The 20803-nt window shown below is 49.3% G+C and carries 17 protein-coding genes; 5 read left to right on the top strand and 12 right to left on the bottom strand.

All coding sequences use genetic code 11. The features are described 5' to 3' along the window. Positions 1-3 precede the first annotated feature (3 nt). Positions 4-1290 (bottom strand): adenylosuccinate synthase, encoded by a 1287-nt coding sequence (locus tag FQV43_RS00825; RefSeq protein WP_144274130.1) that lies wholly within the window; start codon positions 1288-1290, stop codon positions 4-6. Positions 1291-1360: 70 nt separating this feature from the next. Between FQV43_RS00825 and FQV43_RS00820 the strand changes: the two genes are divergently transcribed. Continuing rightward, positions 1361-2203: a hypothetical protein gene (locus FQV43_RS00820; protein WP_146338180.1), complete on the top strand. Its 843-nt coding sequence runs from the start codon at positions 1361-1363 to the stop codon at positions 2201-2203. Here the strand turns inward: FQV43_RS00820 and FQV43_RS00815 are convergent. The 8 genes from FQV43_RS00815 to FQV43_RS00780 form a co-directional block, all read right to left on the bottom strand. Next, on the bottom strand, positions 2157-3317 hold the full coding sequence (locus tag FQV43_RS00815) for an HNH endonuclease signature motif containing protein (protein WP_168195007.1): 1161 nt from the start codon (positions 3315-3317) through the stop codon (positions 2157-2159). The genes FQV43_RS00820 and FQV43_RS00815 overlap by 47 nt on opposite strands. A 91-nt stretch (positions 3318-3408) precedes the next feature. Continuing rightward, positions 3409-4578, bottom strand: a complete 1170-nt coding sequence (locus tag FQV43_RS00810; RefSeq protein WP_144274128.1) for an aromatic acid exporter family protein — start codon at positions 4576-4578, stop codon at positions 3409-3411. Continuing rightward, complete coding sequence (gene fbaA, locus FQV43_RS00805; protein WP_144273693.1) at positions 4578-5612, bottom strand: class II fructose-bisphosphate aldolase; 1035 nt, start codon at positions 5610-5612, stop codon at positions 4578-4580. The genes FQV43_RS00810 and fbaA overlap by 1 nt, the downstream gene beginning before the upstream one ends. A gap of 64 nt (positions 5613-5676) precedes the next feature. Then, positions 5677-6801, bottom strand: a complete 1125-nt coding sequence (locus FQV43_RS00800) for a glycoside hydrolase family 76 protein (RefSeq protein ID WP_144273692.1) — start codon at positions 6799-6801, stop codon at positions 5677-5679. 16 nt (positions 6802-6817) lie between these two features. Further along, positions 6818-7498 (bottom strand): RNA methyltransferase, encoded by a 681-nt coding sequence (locus FQV43_RS00795; protein ID WP_146338176.1) that lies wholly within the window; start codon positions 7496-7498, stop codon positions 6818-6820. A gap of 4 nt (positions 7499-7502) precedes the next feature. Next, positions 7503-8045: an orotate phosphoribosyltransferase gene (gene pyrE, locus FQV43_RS00790; RefSeq protein WP_185967197.1), complete on the bottom strand. Its 543-nt coding sequence runs from the start codon at positions 8043-8045 to the stop codon at positions 7503-7505. A gap of 17 nt (positions 8046-8062) precedes the next feature. Beyond that, the gene (locus FQV43_RS00785; RefSeq protein ID WP_168195006.1) at positions 8063-9145 is read right to left on the bottom strand and encodes a hypothetical protein; all 1083 of its coding nucleotides are present in this window, start codon (positions 9143-9145) and stop codon (positions 8063-8065) included. Positions 9146-9204: 59 nt separating this feature from the next. Continuing rightward, positions 9205-10044 (bottom strand): sulfurtransferase, encoded by an 840-nt coding sequence (locus tag FQV43_RS00780; protein ID WP_146338172.1) that lies wholly within the window; start codon positions 10042-10044, stop codon positions 9205-9207. A gap of 135 nt (positions 10045-10179) precedes the next feature. Between FQV43_RS00780 and FQV43_RS00775 the strand changes: the two genes are divergently transcribed. Further along, entirely contained in the window at positions 10180-10815 is a 636-nt protein-coding gene (locus tag FQV43_RS00775; protein WP_246846931.1) for a DUF3800 domain-containing protein, read from the top strand. 290 nt (positions 10816-11105) lie between these two features. Next, entirely contained in the window at positions 11106-12440 is a 1335-nt protein-coding gene (locus FQV43_RS00770) for a cation:dicarboxylate symporter family transporter (RefSeq protein WP_146338167.1), read from the top strand. Here the strand turns inward: FQV43_RS00770 and clpB are convergent. The 3 genes from clpB to FQV43_RS00755 form a co-directional block, all read right to left on the bottom strand. Then, positions 12405-14978: an ATP-dependent chaperone ClpB gene (gene clpB, locus FQV43_RS00765; protein ID WP_144273685.1), complete on the bottom strand. Its 2574-nt coding sequence runs from the start codon at positions 14976-14978 to the stop codon at positions 12405-12407. The genes FQV43_RS00770 and clpB overlap by 36 nt on opposite strands. 204 nt (positions 14979-15182) lie before the next feature. Beyond that, positions 15183-18155 (bottom strand): VaFE repeat-containing surface-anchored protein, encoded by a 2973-nt coding sequence (locus FQV43_RS00760; protein WP_146338165.1) that lies wholly within the window; start codon positions 18153-18155, stop codon positions 15183-15185. 261 nt (positions 18156-18416) lie between these two features. Further along, a complete protein-coding gene (locus FQV43_RS00755; RefSeq protein WP_144273681.1) occupies positions 18417-19223 on the bottom strand; it encodes a carbon-nitrogen hydrolase family protein in 807 nt (268 codons plus the stop codon). A gap of 111 nt (positions 19224-19334) precedes the next feature. Here FQV43_RS00755 and FQV43_RS00750 point away from each other — a divergent pair, with 111 nt between their 5' ends. Together FQV43_RS00750 and FQV43_RS00745 are read left to right on the top strand one after the other, a co-directional pair. Then, positions 19335-19604 (top strand): hypothetical protein, encoded by a 270-nt coding sequence (locus FQV43_RS00750; RefSeq protein ID WP_168195005.1) that lies wholly within the window; start codon positions 19335-19337, stop codon positions 19602-19604. A gap of 6 nt (positions 19605-19610) precedes the next feature. Continuing rightward, on the top strand, positions 19611-20774 hold the full coding sequence (locus FQV43_RS00745; RefSeq protein ID WP_146338163.1) for an alpha/beta hydrolase: 1164 nt from the start codon (positions 19611-19613) through the stop codon (positions 20772-20774). The last annotated feature ends 29 nt before the right edge of the window (positions 20775-20803 follow it).

The following is a 20803-nucleotide window of genomic DNA, read 5'->3' as shown; positions in this document are numbered from 1 at the left end:
ACATTACTGAAGAATATCGTTCAGAACAATCGTTTGATCGCGACCAGGCCCAACACCAATGTAAGAGATTCGACACCCGGAGAGCTCCTCAAGCCTACGCACATACTGCTGCGCTTTCTCCGGCAAATCAGCAAATTCCTTACAGTCGGAAATGTCCTCATCCCACGCCGGCATAGTCTCAAAAATAGGAGTGGCGTGATGGAACTCGGATTGAGTCAATGGCATCTCGTCGTAACGCTGCCCGTCGACGTCATACGCAACACAAATTGGAATCTCCCCAATACCAGTGAGTACGTCGAGTTTCGTGAGGAACAAATCAGTAAACCCATTCACTCGCGAAGCATACCGAGCAATCACAGAATCATACCAGCCACAACGACGCTTACGCCCAGTATTCACACCGACCTCACCACCAGTAGTCTGCAAATACTCACCCCACTTGTCGAAAAGCTCCGTAGGAAACGGACCAGCACCAACGCGAGTGGTATAAGCCTTGATGATCCCCAAAGAACTCGTAATACGCGTCGGACCAACACCCGCACCCACACACGCACCACCAGTAGTGGGATTAGAACTCGTCACAAAAGGATACGTGCCATGATCAACATCAAGCATCGTTGCCTGACCACCCTCCATGAGAACGTGCTTACCCTCGTCGAGAGCACGATTGAGCACATACTCAGCATCAATCACCATCGGGCGCAAACGATCAGCATAAGACAGAAAATACTGCACAGTCTCTTCGACATCAATCGCCTGACGATTATACATCTTCACCAAAATCTGATTCTTCACATCCAAAGCCGAAGAAATCTTCTGACGCAAAATCGACTCATCAAAAATATCCTGCACCCGCAACCCCACACGCGACACCTTATCCGCATAAGCCGGACCAATGCCACGACCAGTAGTACCAATTGCGCGCTTACCCAAGAAACGCTCCTGAACCCGATCCAAAACCTGATGATACGGCGCGACCAAATGCGCATTCGCCGAAATACGCAACCGCGACGCATCCGCCCCCCTCGCCTGCAAACCGTCAATCTCAGCAAACAACGCCTCAAGATTGATTACCACACCATTACCCAACACCGGAACCGCATTCTCCGACAACACACCCGCAGGCAACAACTTCAACTCATACTTCTCGCCACCAACCACAACAGTATGACCAGCATTATTACCGCCATTCGGCTTGACCACATAATCCACAAGCCCACCCAAAATATCAGTAGCCTTGCCCTTGCCTTCATCGCCCCACTGCGCGCCAACAATCACAATTGCAGCCATCGAAACACGTCCTATCCCATCCAAACTTAAAAGACGATTAATCATTCTACAGTGCACTAAGCTAAAGTCCATGCGCCTGGTACTACTGCACTGCGGGGCGCCGAAAGGCGCCGCCCCTACTCAAGAGTTTGAGAGCTTTGAGTTACCCCAGATTCCGACTCAAAAACAACTCAAATTTCTCGAAGCTATCTGCAAAGAAATGCTACCGACTGATCCCACCCCAACACTGGAAGAGATTATGCAGCAGCCAAATGTTGCTCACATGGGTGCACCTGTACGCGCACCACAGTGCCCTACTGAAGAGTTACGCATCATTGTTTCTGGCACGGATGCCTCACTGTCTACAGTACTAACTCGATTAATGCGTTCAGACACTATGTGGGCATCTGTGGCATATCTCCCTACTGAAAAGTCTGTTGCAGCAAAAAACTGGGGTCTGCCTGTTGATTCTCTTGAGTCGTTACTTAACCTCGCAGTCTCAGGAGAGATTAAACCAGTACCAGTTATCAGGGATGACTCTGCCCATGTAGTAGCTGGCCACGCAATCATTGAGCAGTGGGAAAATCGTGAGTTTACTGGAGAGATTATTCTCGACGACGCCACGCTACTTAATCATCAAGCACGAAAACGAACTCCACAGTATGGCAAATTCGGCGCAAAACTTGTCCCCATGATCGATGCACCAGGTTTGATAGCTGGAGTGATGAACACATCTAGCGTTTCCCGTCGTTCATTATGGGGTCGTGTTTTACCAAAGTCTTCAGTAGAGGAGGAGTCAGTGCATACCGGACGCGCCCTCCAGGCAGGGGGCGTGGCGATTCGTGTGTCGATCGATGGCGTTGCGCGGACTCGTCCGGTGGATCGGGTTACGTTTTATCGGCATCTTCGTGATGCCCAGATTGTTCGCCCGTAGTGTTGAGTAGGTTACTGCCGCTGTATTGCAGTACCGGGTGTTCGTTTGTGTATTCTATGTTGCGAATTTTGTCGCGCCAGATTGCCTTTCCTTGTTTGTAATAAATTTCAGCTCTCCCTTGAGTGATAAGTTTGTGGTGTTCTCTGCAGACCATCACAAGGTTGTTGATGTCTGTGTTTCCTCCTTTGTGCCATTCGTGTATGTGATGTGCTTCCAGCATTCGCGCTTGGCGGTGACATCCAGGGCCTGCGCAAAGTATTTGTTGTGCCGCGAGCGCTAATCGCTGGTCGATGTGGGCACTGCGGATAATTCGCCCCATGTATAGTGGTTGTTTTTCGTCGTCGAGCACGCTGATGAATCCGTGTGGGGCGAGTGTTTCGTTCACTGCGCGGTGTATGGTTCCGTCAGTTACTGCATAGGTGCCGTCGTTAAGTTGCCCGTCTAATCCGATCTGGTTGAGCGTTACGACGATATGTGGTTGGAGTGCACTGTCGCCATTTGTTTTTCCTTGAGTAAGGAGGTTGAGAAACACTTCTCCTCGTATTTGCGCGCGCGTATGTGTTTCTTGGGCGCGAAAGGCTTGTTCGGTTTCGCGTTCTAGGAGATCGAGAAATGGGCGGATTCGGTCTGCATCTGCGCGCGCAATGATGTGGATTTGGTTGTCGGCATCCGGTTGCGAAATATGGACACTGTTGCAAGGGCGATATATGCTGCGGGCATTAAGCGTGGAAACTCGGTGTCGACAGTGCGCGTCGATTGCGTTATATGTCGCAATGTTATGCGCCGCTTGTGTCAGTTCCAGCCTCAATTCGTGCTTACCGACGCCCACGTCAGCCTGTAGTTTTGCTACGTGCTTGTCGATGAGCAGTAGTACGTCCAGGCTCAACCCTTGGGCAGAATCTATTGCTTTCCTGAGAAAATCCAACTCCTCAGTAGGGAGGTCTTTGGCGGGCTTGAAGAGCCGCCTACCTAGCCGTACGATGGCACGCAATTTTCTTGAGTCCATTTTCCAGCGGTTGATGATTTCTGGGGCTTTAGAAAAGTGCTCATGTGCTTGGCGCACGAAAGTAATGCCGTTGCTATTGAGTGCGTCGAATACATTGAACAGTTCCATGCGCATGACAGTAGCTGCGGTGCGTGACCTACTCAAGAGAATGTTCGCGAGTCTGTGGATAAGTCCATGCGCGGCTGGAGTTTTCCACAGTTTAGTTGTGCCAGAGTTCAGGTGGGTAGGCAGGTTGTTGGGTGGTAGGTGATAATACTGCTACTGCTGATTCGCGGGACATTCCGCATATTTGCAGTAGGTCTACAATGATTGAGCGTGATTGGGCGAGGATGACTTGTGCTGAGAGAACTTTATGCGCTGCTACGTCGAGGCTACAGCGTGCGCCAAGATATCGGAGGTTGCGGGTGAGTTCTGGGATTTCTACAGCTTCGAGCACTTCGCCTGGGCGTAGGAAGAGGTCGTGGAGGCGGGTTACTATTTCGGAGAGTTCTTCGATTATGTCGATTTGTTCTTCAGTAACGGTGTCGCCGTCTTGGACGAGTACCTGGGCGCGTCTGGCGAGTACACGGGTGTTTCTGATGGAGTTGTCTACGGGCACGAGGATTCGGATGAGTGATTTTACGCGTCGTCGTGATGCCCAGAGTAGTGGGGAGACTTTGGTGTCTTCTTCTCCTGATTTTGCGGCGTCGAGCATGGCGTTGATATTTCCTTGGGAGCCGCGTACTTGGCGGATGGCTTCGCCGATGAGGTCACCGTCGTTGGTTTTTAGCCCTTGGGCAACGTCGGCAAGCACTGTGGAGGAAATCTGTAGCACTTTTGCTACTTCACGACGCCCTCCTGCTAGAGGCGAATGGGGTATGAGTGCCATGACGACGATTCCTACGCCACATCCAACAAGGGCATCGATGACACGATTGACGCTATCCTCCGAGCCTGGGGGCATGATTGTTGCGATCAGGATGGTGCCGATGGCTACCTGATTCATCAGTAGCTGAGCATTAGAAAGGAAGTTTGCTACCAGTAAGGCGAGAAAAACAGTAAGTCCGAGTTGCCAGTGTCCGGTGCCGATCGTCATGATGATGATATCACCGAGAGCAACTCCCATGGAGCAACCAATGCTGAGTTCAATTGCACGTTTAATGCGCGCACCTGAGCTAAGCCCAAGGATAATAATTGCCGCCATGGGAGCAAAGAAAGGTCGAGCGTGCCCTAAGATGTCAGTGGCTACCCAAAAGGCAATGCCAGCTGCCAGGGCGCTTTGCAGGATAGAGACGAGATTGTAACGCACCCTGCGTACTCGGGATTGGAGCGTTTTGTCCCAACCCCGCAGATACGAGTAGGTACGAGATATCTGTCCTTTACTGCGCATTACTTGGCGGTGCTCTTTCCTACGCTGTGCAGGTCTTGGCATGCTTCGATAACACGCTCGGACATGCTTTGTTCTGCTTTCTTCATGTATGAACGTGGGTCGTAGACTTTCTTGTTGCCTACTTCGCCATCTACTTTGAGCACGCCGTCGTAGTTGCTGAACATATGGGCAGCAATTGGGCGACTAAATGCGTATTGGGTGTCTGTGTCGACATTCATCTTGATGACGCCATAACGCAATGCTTCCTCGATTTTTTCTTTTTCAGAGCCTGAACCGCCGTGGAATACGAAGTCGAATGGTAGCGCACTCTCGTCCAATCCGAGTTTCTGGCGCGCTACTTTTTGCCCCTCTAGCAGCACTTCTGGACGCAACTTCACATTTCCTGGCTTGTAAACGCCGTGCACATTGCCGAAAGTTGCTGCAAGTAGATAGCGCCCCTTCTCCCCCGTGCCGATTGCGTCGATAGTCTTCTCAAAGTCTTCAGTAGAAGTGTAAAGGTTTGCCCCTGCCTTGGCTTCTACGCCATCTTCCTCGCCACCGACGACGCCGATCTCAACCTCCAAGATGATGTGTGCTTTGCGGGCTTTCTCTAGTAGCTCCTGGGCAATCACGAGGTTTTCGTCGATAGGGATAGCGGAACCATCCCACATATGTGACTGGAATAATGGCAGCTCGCCACGATCGACGCGCTCTTGAGACACTGCAATGAGTGGGCGAACGTAGTCGTCAAGCACCTCTTTTTGACAGTGATCAGTGTGCAGTGCGACGTTGATGTCATAGGCTTTTGCTGCCTCGTGCGCAAAAGCAGCCAGAGCAAGTGCACCGCGTACTTTGTTTTTCACTGCAAGGCCTGAACCAAACTCAGCACCACCGGTGGAGAACTGTATGATACCGTCGGACTCCGCTTCGGCAAAACCTTTGAGTGCAGCGTTGATGGTTTCAGATGAAGTACAGTTAATCGCTGGGAATGCAAAACCGCTGTTTTTTGCGCGATCAAGCATCTCATTGTAGACCTCAGGGGTAGCAATAGGCATAGTTTCCTCCAAGTGGGTTATGTTGAACTACTGCTTCCCATTATGCCCGATTATGCCAAACTCTTCAGTAGAGGCGTGCGGCTGCCTCCAAGAGCATCCAACCCGATAGCTGCACCGAAAGATCGCGACCTTCAATGCGTACTACGCGTACTAGGTCACTGAGTGCCGAGCCGCCGATTCCATAGTTGTGGGGCAGGCTGGCGTCGTCGGTCCAGTCAGCGGCAAAAACAGGTAATCCATCTACTTCAACTCGGTGACTCCAAACGCTTTTTGCCGAGGCCAATACTATCTTTCTGGCGGTTTTTCTCGCTTGTTGATTGACTTCGTGATCGTGTGGAAGTCGGATAGCTGCGTCTGCCAGGTAGCGTACGAGAATTCCCTTAAAGAGTCCGCCATCACCGTGCCCGGCTTCGGAATTGAGCACTCCTTGGGGTGATGTCATTGTTTTCGCCACAGCGGCAATCACAGATCGCACATGGGCAAAGTAGGTGGCTGCTTCTTCGTAATAACCGTCTTCACGCAAAGCAAGAGCAATTTCCAAGCATGCACCAATCACAACGCCTTGACAGTAGGTGTACGTTTGTTTTGCTAACTCTGGGCCGTGCATACTCATGCGCATGCCGTCGATTATTAGTCCTTTGTCATCAACGAGATTGTCAAAGATCCAATCGACCAGCTCCCGCGCTTGGGTTATTTTTCCACGTCGAGCAAGCATAATTGCCACAGGCCCATTGGTGGGCACATTGTAGAATGTTTCACCGACTCGCCACGGCATTACTCCGACGTCAGGATCTTTGCCCTCAATGATATTGCTCTCTAGTTGGCGCTGGTATTTCTTCGGCGCACTGCCATTGTGTGCACGGTCAATCGCTAGGGCTAACCAGGCTTTATCGTCATAGTAACTATTGACAGTCAGGGAGCGGAATTGGCGCAAACGAATACCATTGATGGTTTCTTGGAGGCGCTTTTTGCGTACAGGAGTACCACGTCGCGTAGCTGCGTCGACGAGGCAGTCAAGATAATGCGCTTGCCACCAATAATGCCAGCGGTAGAAGAGCTTTTCGCGTAAATGGGACGGCCACGCGACAACTGCTAAGTTAGTGTGCGGAATACCCCACAGCGGCCGCGCATGACGTTCATTGATAGCTGATTCTGCGAGGTCAGCGCGATGCGCCCAAATTTCCTTCACTCTTTCTCACTCTCTCCTACCATGCTTGAGTCAAGTCAGCGTGTTGCCGAATCCATGTGTGCATTGCTATTCCTGCGGCCACACCCGCATTGATTGATCTGGTTGAACCAAACTGAGCAATAGAACAAGTGAGCATGGAGTGTTCTTGTGCAGCGGCACTAATTCCCGGCCCTTCTTGTCCAAAGAGCAGCAAACAACGCTCAGGTAGAGTTGCCGTCTCTATAGGTACACTACCAGGGGTGTTATCAATTGCAACCACAGAAAGCCCATGCTCATGCGCCCAGTGGATAACGGAGGGAGTATCTTCGTGATGCTGGAGCCTCTGGTACCGGTCAGTGACCATAGCGCCACGCCGATTCCATCGACGCCGCCCCACAATATGCACAGTGTCTACGGCGAACGCATTGGCAGTACGTACCACCGTGCCTATATTGGCGTCATTCTCAAAGTTCTCAATGGCAATATGCAATGCATGGCGACGCGTATCTATGTCTTTGATAATCGCCTCTCTGCGCCAATAGCGATAGTGATCCACCACATTGCGTCGATCGCCTTGTGCCAATAGCTCAGGATCATATTTTTCTTCAGTAGGTAGTGGCTGCCCTGGGTATTGCACTTCCCACGCTGCAACTCCATGCTGACCTTGACCCCACTCAGTCGGTCCTGGTGCGGTATCCGATTCTTTCTCCTGGCTCATCGTGTTATGCCAAACCTAGATCAGAAAGACTCAACAAAAAGCGGTATTCCAGACCTTGAGCAGCGATAACCTCGTCTGCCCCTGTGGCACGATCTACCACTGTTGCCACGCCAACAACCTGAGCTCCCGCTTCACGCAAAGCCTCCACTGCGGTCAGCGGCGAATTGCCAGTAGTGGTGGTATCTTCTACCACCAGCACTTTTTTCCCACTCACATCTGGTCCTTCGATCCTGCGCTGCATACCATGTTTCTTTGCTTCTTTGCGCACTACGAACGCGTCGATATCGCGCCCTTGAGAGTGCATGATCGCGGTGGCTACTGGATCTGCCCCAAGCGTAAGCCCACCGACGGCAACAAAATCCCAATCAGCGCATAGTTGGCGCAACAACTCACCAATAAGGCGAGAGGCACGATGATGCAAGGTCACCCGGCGTAAATCCACATAATAATCTGCTTCTTTTCCGGAGGATAAGGTGACTTTTCCGTGCACCACTGCTAGTTCTTTTACCAGTGCGGCAAGCTCTTGTTTTTTATCTTGGTCAATCATTATGTTCTCCATATTCTTTATTCTTCGGGGCTCGCGTCATGGAAAATGTGCGAGTCTCCAACTTGTTTCCTTAAGATCTTAGTGCCTTGACGCGTGTCTCTATCCTGAGAGTTTTTTCCATGCGCAATCGCTTGTACTTCATCAGCGCCCACCTCGCGCAATTCCATGACTCCTCGATTTTGTGCCTTGGCGCGTTTGGGTAATGTGACTGGTTCATCTTGCGCCACAATGCGTAATAACTCTGGCAACTCTTCTTCGGTATAGTCATCCCCCTCGGCACTAAGCGGAGGTGCAGGAAGAGGCCTCGTTGGGGTGTGCTCAGCAAAGTTAATGGCTGGGAAAGCACCACTTTTAGCTGGTAGTACCAGGGCGGCGTCGGCAAGCAGTTGTAGTTGGGGGATGGTTTCGTCCCAGTCTTGCGCGGTAGCGGTGCGCTCAAGTTGAGCTAGAACCCAATCATTTTCCCACCATAGAGCCTGAACTGCGTCAGGCATATGCTGACAGGCATGAACGATTCTGCTATCCATCATTCTTTCTGTGGCACCTTGATTACTGCTGGCAAAACTAAAACCGTGAACATCACTTAGTGGGGTGAGGTCAGTACAGGCATCTCGGAACTCAATGTCTGGTTTTTGAGCACAAATAACTACCTCTGAGCTAGCACTTCGACGCATTGCCATCACTAAAACCCCGGCTATATCCACAAAGTAGAACTCGTGGTCAGCCATATTTGTGCTGATAATATCTCGAATGACGCCACCCGACGCAGCTGCACCACGCGTCCATTCGTCTTCCAGGAATGGATCTTGTTTGGTGAACTCATAGCCATGATGCTGCGCCCAGGTTTTGCGCTCTTTTTTCCCTGTACTAAGGAGTTTTGTGCGGAATCCTCCAGCGGTTGCTTTCTCTTTTACCGCAGCTGATGGTGTTTCCTCGGGCTGAGCTCGTTCTAAGGTGAGGTCATCGCCTTCGATGTAGTCATAATGGGGTTCGCTTTGGGCTGGTTGTGGCGTAGCGCTAGGAGCATTTTTACGCGCATAATCAGCGTAGAGCAGTGCCCCGCCAAGGAGTGCGAATAAAGCTGCGAAAAGAAAAAGCATAGTCATACCCTAGCGCGCTAGCGCGACATTGTTATTTTGCCGCCCCTAGCTGGAAGAATCTAATCTCCGGTTTCTACTGGATTACGCGGATCGGCGCTCCACTGCGACCAGCCACCAATATAGTGGCGTGGGGTACCCAGGCCTGCGATATTCATTGCCGCAATGACTTGCGCAGAGTGGTTTCCAGAACCTGAGTAGATTATGGCATTGTCGACGTCGGCAGCAGTGTTGATCCCGGCTTGACTAAAGAGTTCCTGCAATTGCGCCGCACTCTTAAATGTGCCATCTGCGTTGAGAACACTGCGCGTGGAGATATTGACAGCACCTGGAATATGCCCTGCTTTGAGGTCGAGAAACTCTTTTCGCCCAGCAAAGCGATTGGGCTCGCGAGCGTCGATAAGCAAACCAGTATGGGCTTTTACTTCCTCAATTGTTGCCACTGGCAAGTGCCCACCTGTGGCAAGCACTTCGCGGTAACCAGGAAGGTTACCTGGGCCACCCAGAGTTTCTTCGCCGAGGGCTTCCCAGGCTTTTTGCCCACCGTCGAGAATGAATACGCGAGAAAGCCCTACCCACTTGAATATCCACCATGCTCTAGCTGCAAAAAGTCCGTGATGGTCGTCGTAAACAACGATGTCACGATCAGCACTAATGCCCCATTTTGAGAACCACTTGTTGAGAAGGTTGAGGTTTGGGAGTGGATTGCGCCCATTTTCGGAGCTAGGCAAGCCGGATAATGCGGCGGCTGTGTCACAGAATAACGCTGTAGGAATATGATCCGAGCAGAATTGAGAATAGCCGTCACGCCCGTTGCGGTACCACATTGCGGCAAGAATCGTCTGCTTTTTACCTGATTGTATGCGCTCAGATAACTCTTTGGCACTGATGGTAATACTCATACTCCCAGTCTAAAGCCTTGCGACGAAGTCCGCTGGATAAAGCCTTGGGAGAATAAACATTGAATACTTATTTTTGCCCTAGAATATAATTTCATGTTTTCGCACTCCACTAACGCACATACAATGTTCGTCTTCATGGATGAATCAGGTGATTTGCAATTTACCCCTAAAGGGAAACAACATTTCATTCTGAGCGCTGTATGCACAATCACACCAGAAAAATCAGCAGCTGCTATGCAAAAATTAAAATATGATCTTCTAGCTAGCGGCAGCAAAGACCTTCATTTTCATGCAACAGAAAATAGCAAAGGAACGCGTCGGCGAGTTGCTGATGTAATTTCTTCTCTCGATAACATACGCATACACAGTATTTGGATTGATAAGGCATACACTCAACCAGATTTACAAGAGGAAGTAACACTGCTCAAATTATTTGGACAAAATATGGGACAGTGGGTGTATAACGCTATAGCCGATAAATGCAACCGAATAATTTTAATCTTTGATTCAGTTCTTACTGGCAAAAAGCAAAAGGCTTTAGAGAAGCAACTTAAAATAGCATTAGCTCCCTTACAAAAAGAGATACGCATTCTCTTTCACCCAGTAAAGCAAGATCTAAATGGTCAGATTGCTGATTATTACTCTTGGGCTCTTTTTCGCTCACTAGAAAGCAATGACCATGAGATGAAGAATAATTTATACTCAGGTGCATCCGAATGGGATACTTTCGATCTATTTAAGGACGTTGATAATCGCTTTTGGAATAGATAAAATGACCTCCTCACCTACCAGCATTACTGGAGAACCCGAGGGTTCTTATCGGCAAGGAGGAACCTTTACATCTCTACCCTAACATTGATGTTTACTTTGTCAATAGTCTCTAACAGAAGAAAAGGCAGTATAGCGGACAGACCCCTGCTGAGAACTCAAAGTTGATGTATCACATCAAGGAAACCCACCAACTCTCACACCCATTTCTTTCAGTAAGGAATTGGCACTAATGTTAGTAGTGACACATTAGTTCTCACTTGTAATCCCTATTGCAAAGAAGTGTGGTTTTCATGCACGAAACATCTGTATCCAACACCGCGCCACAGCAACCCAAAGCAAAGAAAGATCGCACCCATTGGCTTTATATTGGTGTGATTATTGCAGTTGTGGCCGGTATCCTATTCGGCATTATCGCCCCCGACGCAGCTAAAGCCTGCAAACCAATTGGCACAATGTTTGTCAGTCTTATCAAAATGATGATTGGACCTGTGATTTTCTGCACCATCGTGCTAGGTATTGGTTCGGTGCGCGCGGCCGCCTCGGTAGGTAAAGCCGGTGGGTTAGCACTGATCTATTTCATCATTATGTCTACTTTCGCGCTCGCCATTGGTCTTGTGGTTGGCAATTTCATTCAGCCTGGTGATGGGCTTAATATCGAGGCCACTAAGAGCGCTGGTGCCGAGTATGCTGCCCAAGCAGAGGGCAAGGGTGACGGCGGCACAGTTGGTTTTATTCAGTCAATCATTCCTGACACGTTCTTTTCTGCGCTTACCTCTGGCTCTGTGTTGCAGGTGCTGTTCATTGCCTTGCTCACCGGTTTTGCTATCCAGTCTTTGGGTAGTCGTGGTGAGCCTATCTTGGCTGGTATTCGCCAATTACAGCAGGTCATTTTTAAGATTCTGAATATGATTTTGTGGCTTGCCCCTATTGGTGCTTTTGGTGCTATGGCTGGCGTCGTTGGTGCTACTGGCATGAAGGCAGTATTGCAGTTGGGGATTTTGATGCTCGCATTCTATATCACCTGCATTATTTTCATTTTCGTTGTCCTAGGCAGCATTTTGTGGGCTTTTACCAGGGTTAATATCTTTAGGTTGTGTGGCTATTTAGGGCGCGAGTTCTTGTTGATTGTTGCCACGTCTTCCTCTGAGTCGGCGTTGCCGAATTTGATGCGCAAGATGGAACATTTGGGCGTAGCCACCCCTACTGTGGGAATTGTGGTTCCCACTGGTTACTCTTTTAATTTGGATGGCACTGCCATTTATCTGACCATGTCGGCGATTTTCATTTCCGACGCGATGAATATGCCTTTGAGTCTTGAGCAACAAATCAGCCTGCTGATTTTTATGATTATTGCTTCTAAGGGCGCTGCTGGTGTTACTGGTGCTGGTCTTGCCACTTTGGCTGGCGGTCTACAAGCACACCGCCCAGATCTTTTGGACGGTGTGGGAGTTATTGTGGGCATTGACCGCTTTATGTCTGAGGCTCGTGCTCTGACTAATTTTGCGGGCAATGCCGTCGCCACTATTTTGGTGGGTAAGTGGACAAAGACCATTGACATTGCCCGAGTTCAGGCGGTACTGCACGGTAAATTACCGTTTAGCGACAACGCTCAAACTCTTGAGTAGGGAGTCGTCTTCCTCTTGGGTTGATGCTAGGTGTACTTCCACAGTGTCGCCGTCGATAATGTCGCCAGCGAGCAATTTCTTAGCGAGCTGGTCGCCAATAGCTTGCTGAATCAAACGACGCAGCGGACGTGCACCGTAGGCTGGTTCATAGCCATGCTCCGCAAGCCATGCTTTGGCTGGCTGGTCAACTTCGAGGGTGAGACGCCTAGCAGCAAGGCGCTGAGCCAAGTCAGCGATCTGAATATCAACAATGCTGGTCAGTTGCTCTTGACTGAGTGGATCAAAGATCACCACATCGTCAAGGCGATTAACAAACTCTGGCTTAAAGGCTGCACGAACTGCTGCCATCATTTCTTCATTTGTGCCTCCTGCACCCAGGTTGGAGGTGAGAATGAGCACGGTATTCCGGAAATCTACAGTGCGTCCTTGTCCGTCGGTAAGGCGACCGTCGTCAAGCACTTGCAGCAGGATATCGAATACGTCTGGGTGTGCCTTTTCCACTTCGTCGAAAAGCACCACGGTATATGGTCGGCGACGCACTGCCTCGGTGAGTTGTCCGCCCTGGTCATAGCCTACATATCCTGGAGGGGCACCAACGAGACGTGCCACAGAGTGCTTTTCGGCAAACTCAGACATATCGATGCGCACCATGGCGCGCTCATCGTCAAACATGAATTGAGCCAAGGCTTTGGCCAACTCCGTTTTACCTACACCCGTTGGACCTAGGAACAGGAAGGATCCTGTTGGTCGGTTCGGATCAGCCACACCGGCACGAGCTCTACGCACCGCGTCGGAAACCGCAGTTACTGCTGCCAGCTGCCCGACGACACGCTTACCCAATTCTTGTTCCATATTGAGCAGTTTCTGTGTTTCACCTTGGAGCATCTTCCCTGCTGGGATTCCAGTCCACGCAGATACCACCTCAGCAATAATGTCTGGGGTGACCTCCTCGCTGAGCATTGTGGTGTCCACGCTTTCTTCGGCAGCTTGTGCCACAGTCTTTTCTAACTCTGGAATTTTCCCATAACGCAACTCTGCTACTTTGGCGTAGTCTCCCTCGCGTTCGGCAATGTCAGATTCAGAGCGCAATCGTTCTAATTCTTCTTTAGCCTCGCGCACTTTGTCGATAGCTTGTTTTTCATTATTCCACTGAGCTCGCAGGTGACCTAACTTTTCGCGTTCGTCGGCAAGCTCTTGAAGCAGTTTCTGATGACGTTCCTGAGAAGCCGGGTCGGTTTCTTTTTGCAACGCTACTTCTTCGATCTCTAGCCGACGCACAATACGTTCCAGCTCATCAATTTCTTGAGGTGACGAGTCGATTTCCATACGCAAACGAGAAGCTGCCTCGTCGACGAGGTCAATGGCTTTATCCGGCAAGAACCGTGACGTAATATAGCGATCCGACAAGGTTGCCGCTGCTACCAGCGCAGAGTCTTGGATACGCACACCATGATGAACCTCATAGCGCTCTTTAAGACCACGCAGAATAGCTACCGCTTCTTCCACACTGGGCTGATCCACCAAAACCTGCTGGAATCGACGCTCTAGTGCGGCATCTTTTTCAATATACTTGCGGTACTCGTCTAGGGTCGTTGCCCCAACCAAGCGCAATTCTCCGCGAGCAAGCAAAGGCTTAATCATATTGCCGGCATCCATTGCAGAGTCCCCGGTAGCACCAGCACCCACGATGGTATGTAGCTCATCAATGAAAGTGATAATCTCACCTTCTGCAGCTTTGATCTCATCAAGCACTGCTTTTAAGCGTTCCTCGAACTCACCACGGTACTTTGCCCCGGCAACCATTGAGCCAAGATCGAGGCTCACTAAAGTTTTGCCTTTTAACGACTCAGGGACGTCACCAGCAACAATCCTGCGCGCCAATCCTTCCACGACAGCGGTTTTACCCACGCCAGGCTCACCAATGAGCACCGGGTTATTCTTCGTGCGCCTACTCAAGACTTGCACCACACGTCTAATTTCAGCATCACGCCCAATGACCGGGTCAATCTTTCCTTCCCTAGCCCGTGCGGTGAGGTCGGTGGAGTATTTTTCTAAGGCCTGGAATTGCCCTTCCGGGTCTTGATTGGTTACTTTTTTATTGCCGCGCACCGACGGAAAAACCCCTTTGATGACGTCATAGGTAGCACCACGTTTCGTGAGGAGCTCCGCCGCGTCTGAGCCACCCTGCGCAATTGCCGCTAGCAGCACCTCAGTCGAGACATATTCGTCACCTAATTCACCTGCTAATTCCTGCGCAGCTGTGAGCGCATTGAGCGCGTCGCGGTTAAAGTTAGGGTTTGCCAACCCATTACCCTGGGCTTTCGGGTAAGAATCGACAAGCCCCTCAGCTTCCCGACGCACCACCTCAGGGTCCACTCCCGTTGCTCTAAGCACCGGCGTGGCGATCCCCTCCTCTTGCCCGAGAATGGCAGCTAAGAGATGCGCCGGTCTAATATCTGGGTTCCCCTTTGCACTCGCTTGTTGCAGTGCAGTTTGGAGAGCTTCTTGAGTTTTGGTTGTTGGGTTAAAAGCGTTCATTGTTCTTCCTTTTTCGATAGGTTTATGTCTTACGCTTTCTACAACGCACAAAAAGTTGAGTTTGTTCCACTCAACTTTGTAATTTTCTGCTTTTTATTTTTCGCTTGTCGACGGTGGGTTAGTGCATCGCACACTCAGATACAAAAAGTTGGGTTCTGGTAATACCAGAACCCAACCACACACTACCTATGGGAACACACCCAACTAAGCAGCACGCAAATGACCACCCGTCGTCACACGAGCACCAGGCTTCTTCACAGCCTTAGAACCCGTATTCACACTAGGCTTAGCACCAGGCTTAGACTCGCCACGATGCTCAACAACCTGACCAGCAATCACATCAACCACAACCTTCTCAGGCTCACTTGGCTTACCAGGCTTACTTGGCTCAGAACCAGCAGACTGCCTAGCCCCACCAGACCCAGGCTTCGCCTTCGCAGGATCAGAATCCTTCACAGGCTTCACAGACTTCTCAGAATCGACTATATCCTCAAGAGACGCAAAGTGATCCTCTCCTGTTAAAGCATCTGATATATCTTCCTCTTGACTATCAGATTCAGGCGCAGAATACATCGCAGTGCACATGAATGACTCACCAGGATCAAGCACCTTAGGCTGATCCTCGCAGGTAACTTGTTCGGCTGAGCTCACCATATCCGTCACAGCAATATCCTTCATTGGTGTACTACCAGTGTTGACGACCTCAAATGTCACAGACTTCGTAGCACCTGGCTCAACCTCAGCAACAGAATACTCATCATCTTCCTCATCACTAGCCCTCTCCACGATCTGAATCTCAGGAACCGTCTCACTCTCAGAAGGCTTCACGGGCTTCTGCGGACTCACCTCCTCACTGATTCCCATATCAGCATCCTCACTGAATGTCGTCTGGGCATCATCAGCGATGCCATAGTGCGTCACTTCAGGAACTTCAGACGCCTCAGGCGCTTCAGTTGTCTCATGCTCAGGATCTTCAGTCGATTCGACAGGAGTTTCAATCGTAATTGTCTGGTTTCCATCCTCAGGATCCTTGTGCTCCGCAATCACATTCGCCGCAGCGCCCTCAGATAAACCATCAGCTTTCACAACCTGTGCCTCAGCGTCCTCAGAGGTCAGCGTCTCGAACGCAACAAAAGATTTCGGCTGCGCTGCGTCGAACTTAAATGCTTCCTTAGGAACAGCAATAGGTACGAGGACAGTTCCAGACAAAGTCTCAGACTTACCGTCGTCGGCACCAGTCTTAAAAACTGAACCAATAGAAGCGACACCAGGTGTGAAAGTAATAGGCTGGGCGTCGATTCCTGCAATATGCTTGCCTGTTGCCTTATCAATAAGGTCAGCTGTCAGCGTGTATTCTTTACCACGCAGCACATTATTAACTCTCACAGTATCGAAGAAGGTAGCAAACTCACCTTTCTTATCCGCGGACCGATGGAAACTCAGTTTATTAGCGTCTGTTTCATCAATGCCTGTTGGTTCCGTATCCAAAGAGGTCGTGATAGAAGGCTTGAGTACCTTTTCAATGAAGATTGTTTGAGCCTGGTCAGTAGGGTCGTCGTGCTGAGCAATCACATTCGCCGCAGCGCCCTCAGATAAACCATCAGCCTTATTGGCTTGAGCTTTCTCACTTTCGGAGGTCAACGTCTCAAACGCAATGAAGCTCTCCACGTCTTTTTCCAGTTCAGACTTAGGGAGAAGAATCTTCACACGCACCATTCCGGACACGCTTTCAGAGTTACCGTCATCATCCCTGGCAGCATCGAAGTTATCGCCACCAGCAACAAATTTTTGCTTACCGACGACGCCCTCAATTGGCGTAACCACTTGATCTTTTTCTGGTTTGCGCACTAGCTGTGCGTCGAGTGTGTATTCTTCGCCACGAACCAGGTTTTTGACCTCAACATTGTCATAGATCACAACGTATTCAGTGTCATTTTCGACAACGGTTTCCAGTTCAGCCTCTTTAGCTTGTAACGCTTCCTGCTTAGCGTTGAACTCAGTCTTATCGTCGACAGCAACGGAGGTAGCGATCCGAGGAGCAGCAGGCTTACTTGGGTCGGGCAGACCAGGCTGATCTACTGGGAAGAAACGCTGGAAATCAGCCTCACCAGTTGAAATAGCTAGTTTGTCAATATCATAGGAGGTTGGGACAACTACGCTAATGTATTCGTTAGCGTTAGCCTCAGGAACAATATCGCGGAACTTTAACCCACCAGTACCTGGAGTAGATCCGTCTTCCGCAATAGGAGTGAGGTAATAGCCATCGGCAGCGGAATCTTGAAGATAAAAACCGTCTAAGGTTTTTTCTACATTACCAGTAATAACGAAACCAGTTTCCTTAGTAAAATCTTCAGGAGTAATAACTGTACTCAGCAAGTCTCCTTGGAATTTGATGACATTATTCTCATCATCCGCAAAACCCGGCTCGCCCGCTTCTAGCAGTCGCCCATATAGCTTTGATTTGTTAGCGCTCGACGTGGTGAGCAAAGCGCGAAGCATTAAGCCATATTTACCAACCTGAGCAATAGATTCCCGAATCGCGTCCTCATCCAACTCAGATTCTTGGGTGAGTGTTTGGAGACGGTGCACTTCCTGGGTGTATTTCTTTGCCATATTGATCGCAGAATCACGAAGTTTACCATTGTAAATAAGCTCAATGTCTTGTACTTCACTGCGATCAAAAGCGGTTGCCCCTTGTCCAGTTACTTGAGTGAGTTTCTCATAGTAAACATCGCCGTCACGAGAACCATCGAGAGTGTAGTGTCGACGGAAATCTTTTTCCGCCCGAGACTCCGTTCCTTCATTGATTGTCGGGCTACTAAACCCAAAATCAATGCAGTTGCCATGCACTAAGTTGGTTAAACCAGCAAATGGCTGCACGCCACCGCGTATTCCCGCATTGTCGTGCGTTAGTTGCGAGATAGCGTCGTAGCTATCAGATTTTTCTACTTTCTTCAGCAGGCCATTATTCTCACCAGCAACAGCGCCGGCCTCAGTACCATGCCTTTGACCAGCGTCAAGCTGAGCGTCGCTATAGCCCTCATCGTAAGAGGCGAGTTCTTCATCAGCTGCCGCGTTGTTGTGCACACAAACGACACCAAAAGACACCAAAGCAATGGATACCACCATAGCTAAGAAACGCCAGGCAAAATCGCGCAAAAACACTAAGCGGTTCACCAACAACCACCCGTCTTTTTACTACGAGCAATGTCCATATTTGTTCTCCTTTATATGAAATCAAGACACAAACATGGGGAGTCTACTCCACAAAGAATCCCATCTGTTAATCAAAAGTTTTCTAAATTTTTTCTTAAAATTCATATAAAAACAGGGCTTTTCTTAGGGTTTTAGAATCTCAGATATAGAAAAAATAAATAAAAAGACTCCCCCACAGCCTCCCCCATACCTTAAAGGCTGCCCAGTAATTACTAAGAAAACTTAAGCATAATCCAATACAGGCAACAGTTTACGCACCTGCTCCACTTTCGATAGGTCAAGATCCACACATACCACTTCGCTCAATTCCCCCAGTTCCACCATCGGTTCCCCTTGAGGGTTAACCACCATAGAATGTCCAATACCAGTTGGCGCAGCACTAGCACGCTCGTCGCTAGGCAACGCTTGATCAACCGCCACAATGTAGGATGTAGAATCCAAAGCCCGAGCTTGAGTCAAAAGTTGCCACTGCCGTAACTTATCCGCCCCGCCAGACCACGACGCAGCCACCACAATCACCTGAGCACCGTGGCGCGCCAACTCCACAAACTGCTGCGGGAACCGAATGTCATAGCAGGTAGCCACACCAAAACAAATGCCACCATACTCAAAAACCACAGTATCCTTACCGGCTGCCACCGTATCCGATTCCCGAAAACCGAAGGCATCATATGTATGAATTTTATGGTAATACTCAAGTTCCTGAGATGGTCGAGCAATGACAAGCGTATTGTGTACTCGGTTAATCCACTTACCAGAGCGTTCCACTCGATCTGCCGGGACAAACACCCCAGCAATAATAGCGATACTATATTCCGTGGCTAACTGCGCAAGCGTAGAGATAAACTCACCATCCATCTCTTCCGCTTGTATATCTAACCGCCCAGTACCAAATCCCTGCATCATTGCTTCAGGAAACACCACAAGCTGTGCCCCATCAGCTTTTGCTTGCACCACACTCCTACGTACTAGATCCACATTCTCTTGTTTATGACCAGTAGAACAAACCTGTGCAAGTGCAATTCGCATATCCCAAGCATAGCTGCTGCCTGTGGATAAAAACTGAAAACAGTATTGTTTTCCACAATTTTTTAGTTGTAAACCCCTCTGCCCTTCCCTACCCACCCCAAGCAAAACATAATGATGAACATGACTTTAATCTTCACTCAACAATCTTTTCAGAACCTTGTCAGGCATCTCAGCCCCATGCCACTCAATACGCTCGATACTCCAAGCAAAACCATGCATGCTTTAACAGACCACAATGCCGACCTCACCCGCAAAGCACATGAAATCATCACCGCTTTCGACGAACATCTATCCGAATTACATTCTTTTGTCCAGAAATGCACCACCATAGATAACTCACTCCACACCACATTGAGCACTACCCTTCCAACACACAATTGATAACCCATGAACATTTTCCCATTAAAATCAAGCGAACTTTCCTACACCTCAGCCCACCATAAAAATGTTGCCCTGCACTACGAACAATTGCTGCAAGCCCAGAAAAGCAATGTAGATACGGCATTTGCTGCCGTATCTTCCATCGCATTTGATGCAGCTCAACAGCGCTTTTATGAAATACTGACGCGCTGGCACAAAATTCACACAACGACGCTGTGCATTATTAATGCACTCGATCACACTGCTAGTGCACAATCAAAATTAGAAGAAACATACAAACAAATTCTTTCTTTGTATGACATAGCGCAAGGAATTGCCGACTGTTCACTCCCCTTAACGATTGCCCTCAATCAGTTACAAACCTTAGGAAAAATTTTGGATTTCTGTTGCGCTAACACACTGCGCAATCGCGCACGCGAACCAGAACATTCTCTGTCAGAACGCAAAGAATTGAATCTTGATGAATTGCACGAACTCTCATTGATAGAAGCACCAGAAAATATCATTTCTTTGAGTAAAAAATTCCCTGATGCTCACATTTTGGAGGCCGATCAAAAAGGACACGTTACCCTGGCATTCGGAGATATTGATAATGCAAAATCAATTACGACGATCGTCGCTGGTGTAGGCTCAAGTTCCTCCGAAGGTATGCAAACCTATTCCAATCGTGCACAACATATTTATCAAAAAACTGGTACCCCTGTTGTCATGTGGCTTGGATACGATGCCCCTCCGTCGCTGGCTGCAGGAATCGCCAAAACTCCTGCTTTGCAAGCCCGTATGCCACTACAAAAACTGCAGAAAGCATTAAGAGAAAGAAATCCACATGCTCGCCTGGTCGTATTAGGTCATAGCTACGGATCCACTGTTGCCGGATACGCAGCAACAGAATCAGGACTCGAGGCAGATAGTCTCATTCTTGCTGGCAGCCCTGGAGTACCAAGAAAACTTACCCTTAATTCTCAATCCCCCAAAATTATTGCCGCACTCGGCGATAAAGACCCTATTGGGTTAACAGGAACAGCACTAACCTCATTACATGGCATTGATCCTGCAGCACTGACCAGCGGTTATCCACTATTACGCATCCACGGTGGACATTCTGATTATTTTACCGATGAGTCATTTATCGCAATGCTCAAAAAAGAACTCAATAAACCTAAAGGCTAGAGCAGGCACACGGTACTTAACTAAGCACC

The sequence above is a fragment of the Corynebacterium sp. sy039 genome, from assembly GCF_007904105.1.
In the GTDB taxonomy this organism is placed as follows: domain Bacteria; phylum Actinomycetota; class Actinomycetes; order Mycobacteriales; family Mycobacteriaceae; genus Corynebacterium.
The sequence above is the reverse complement of the archived record's forward strand: the minus strand, read 5'-3'. Positions and strand labels throughout refer to the sequence as shown.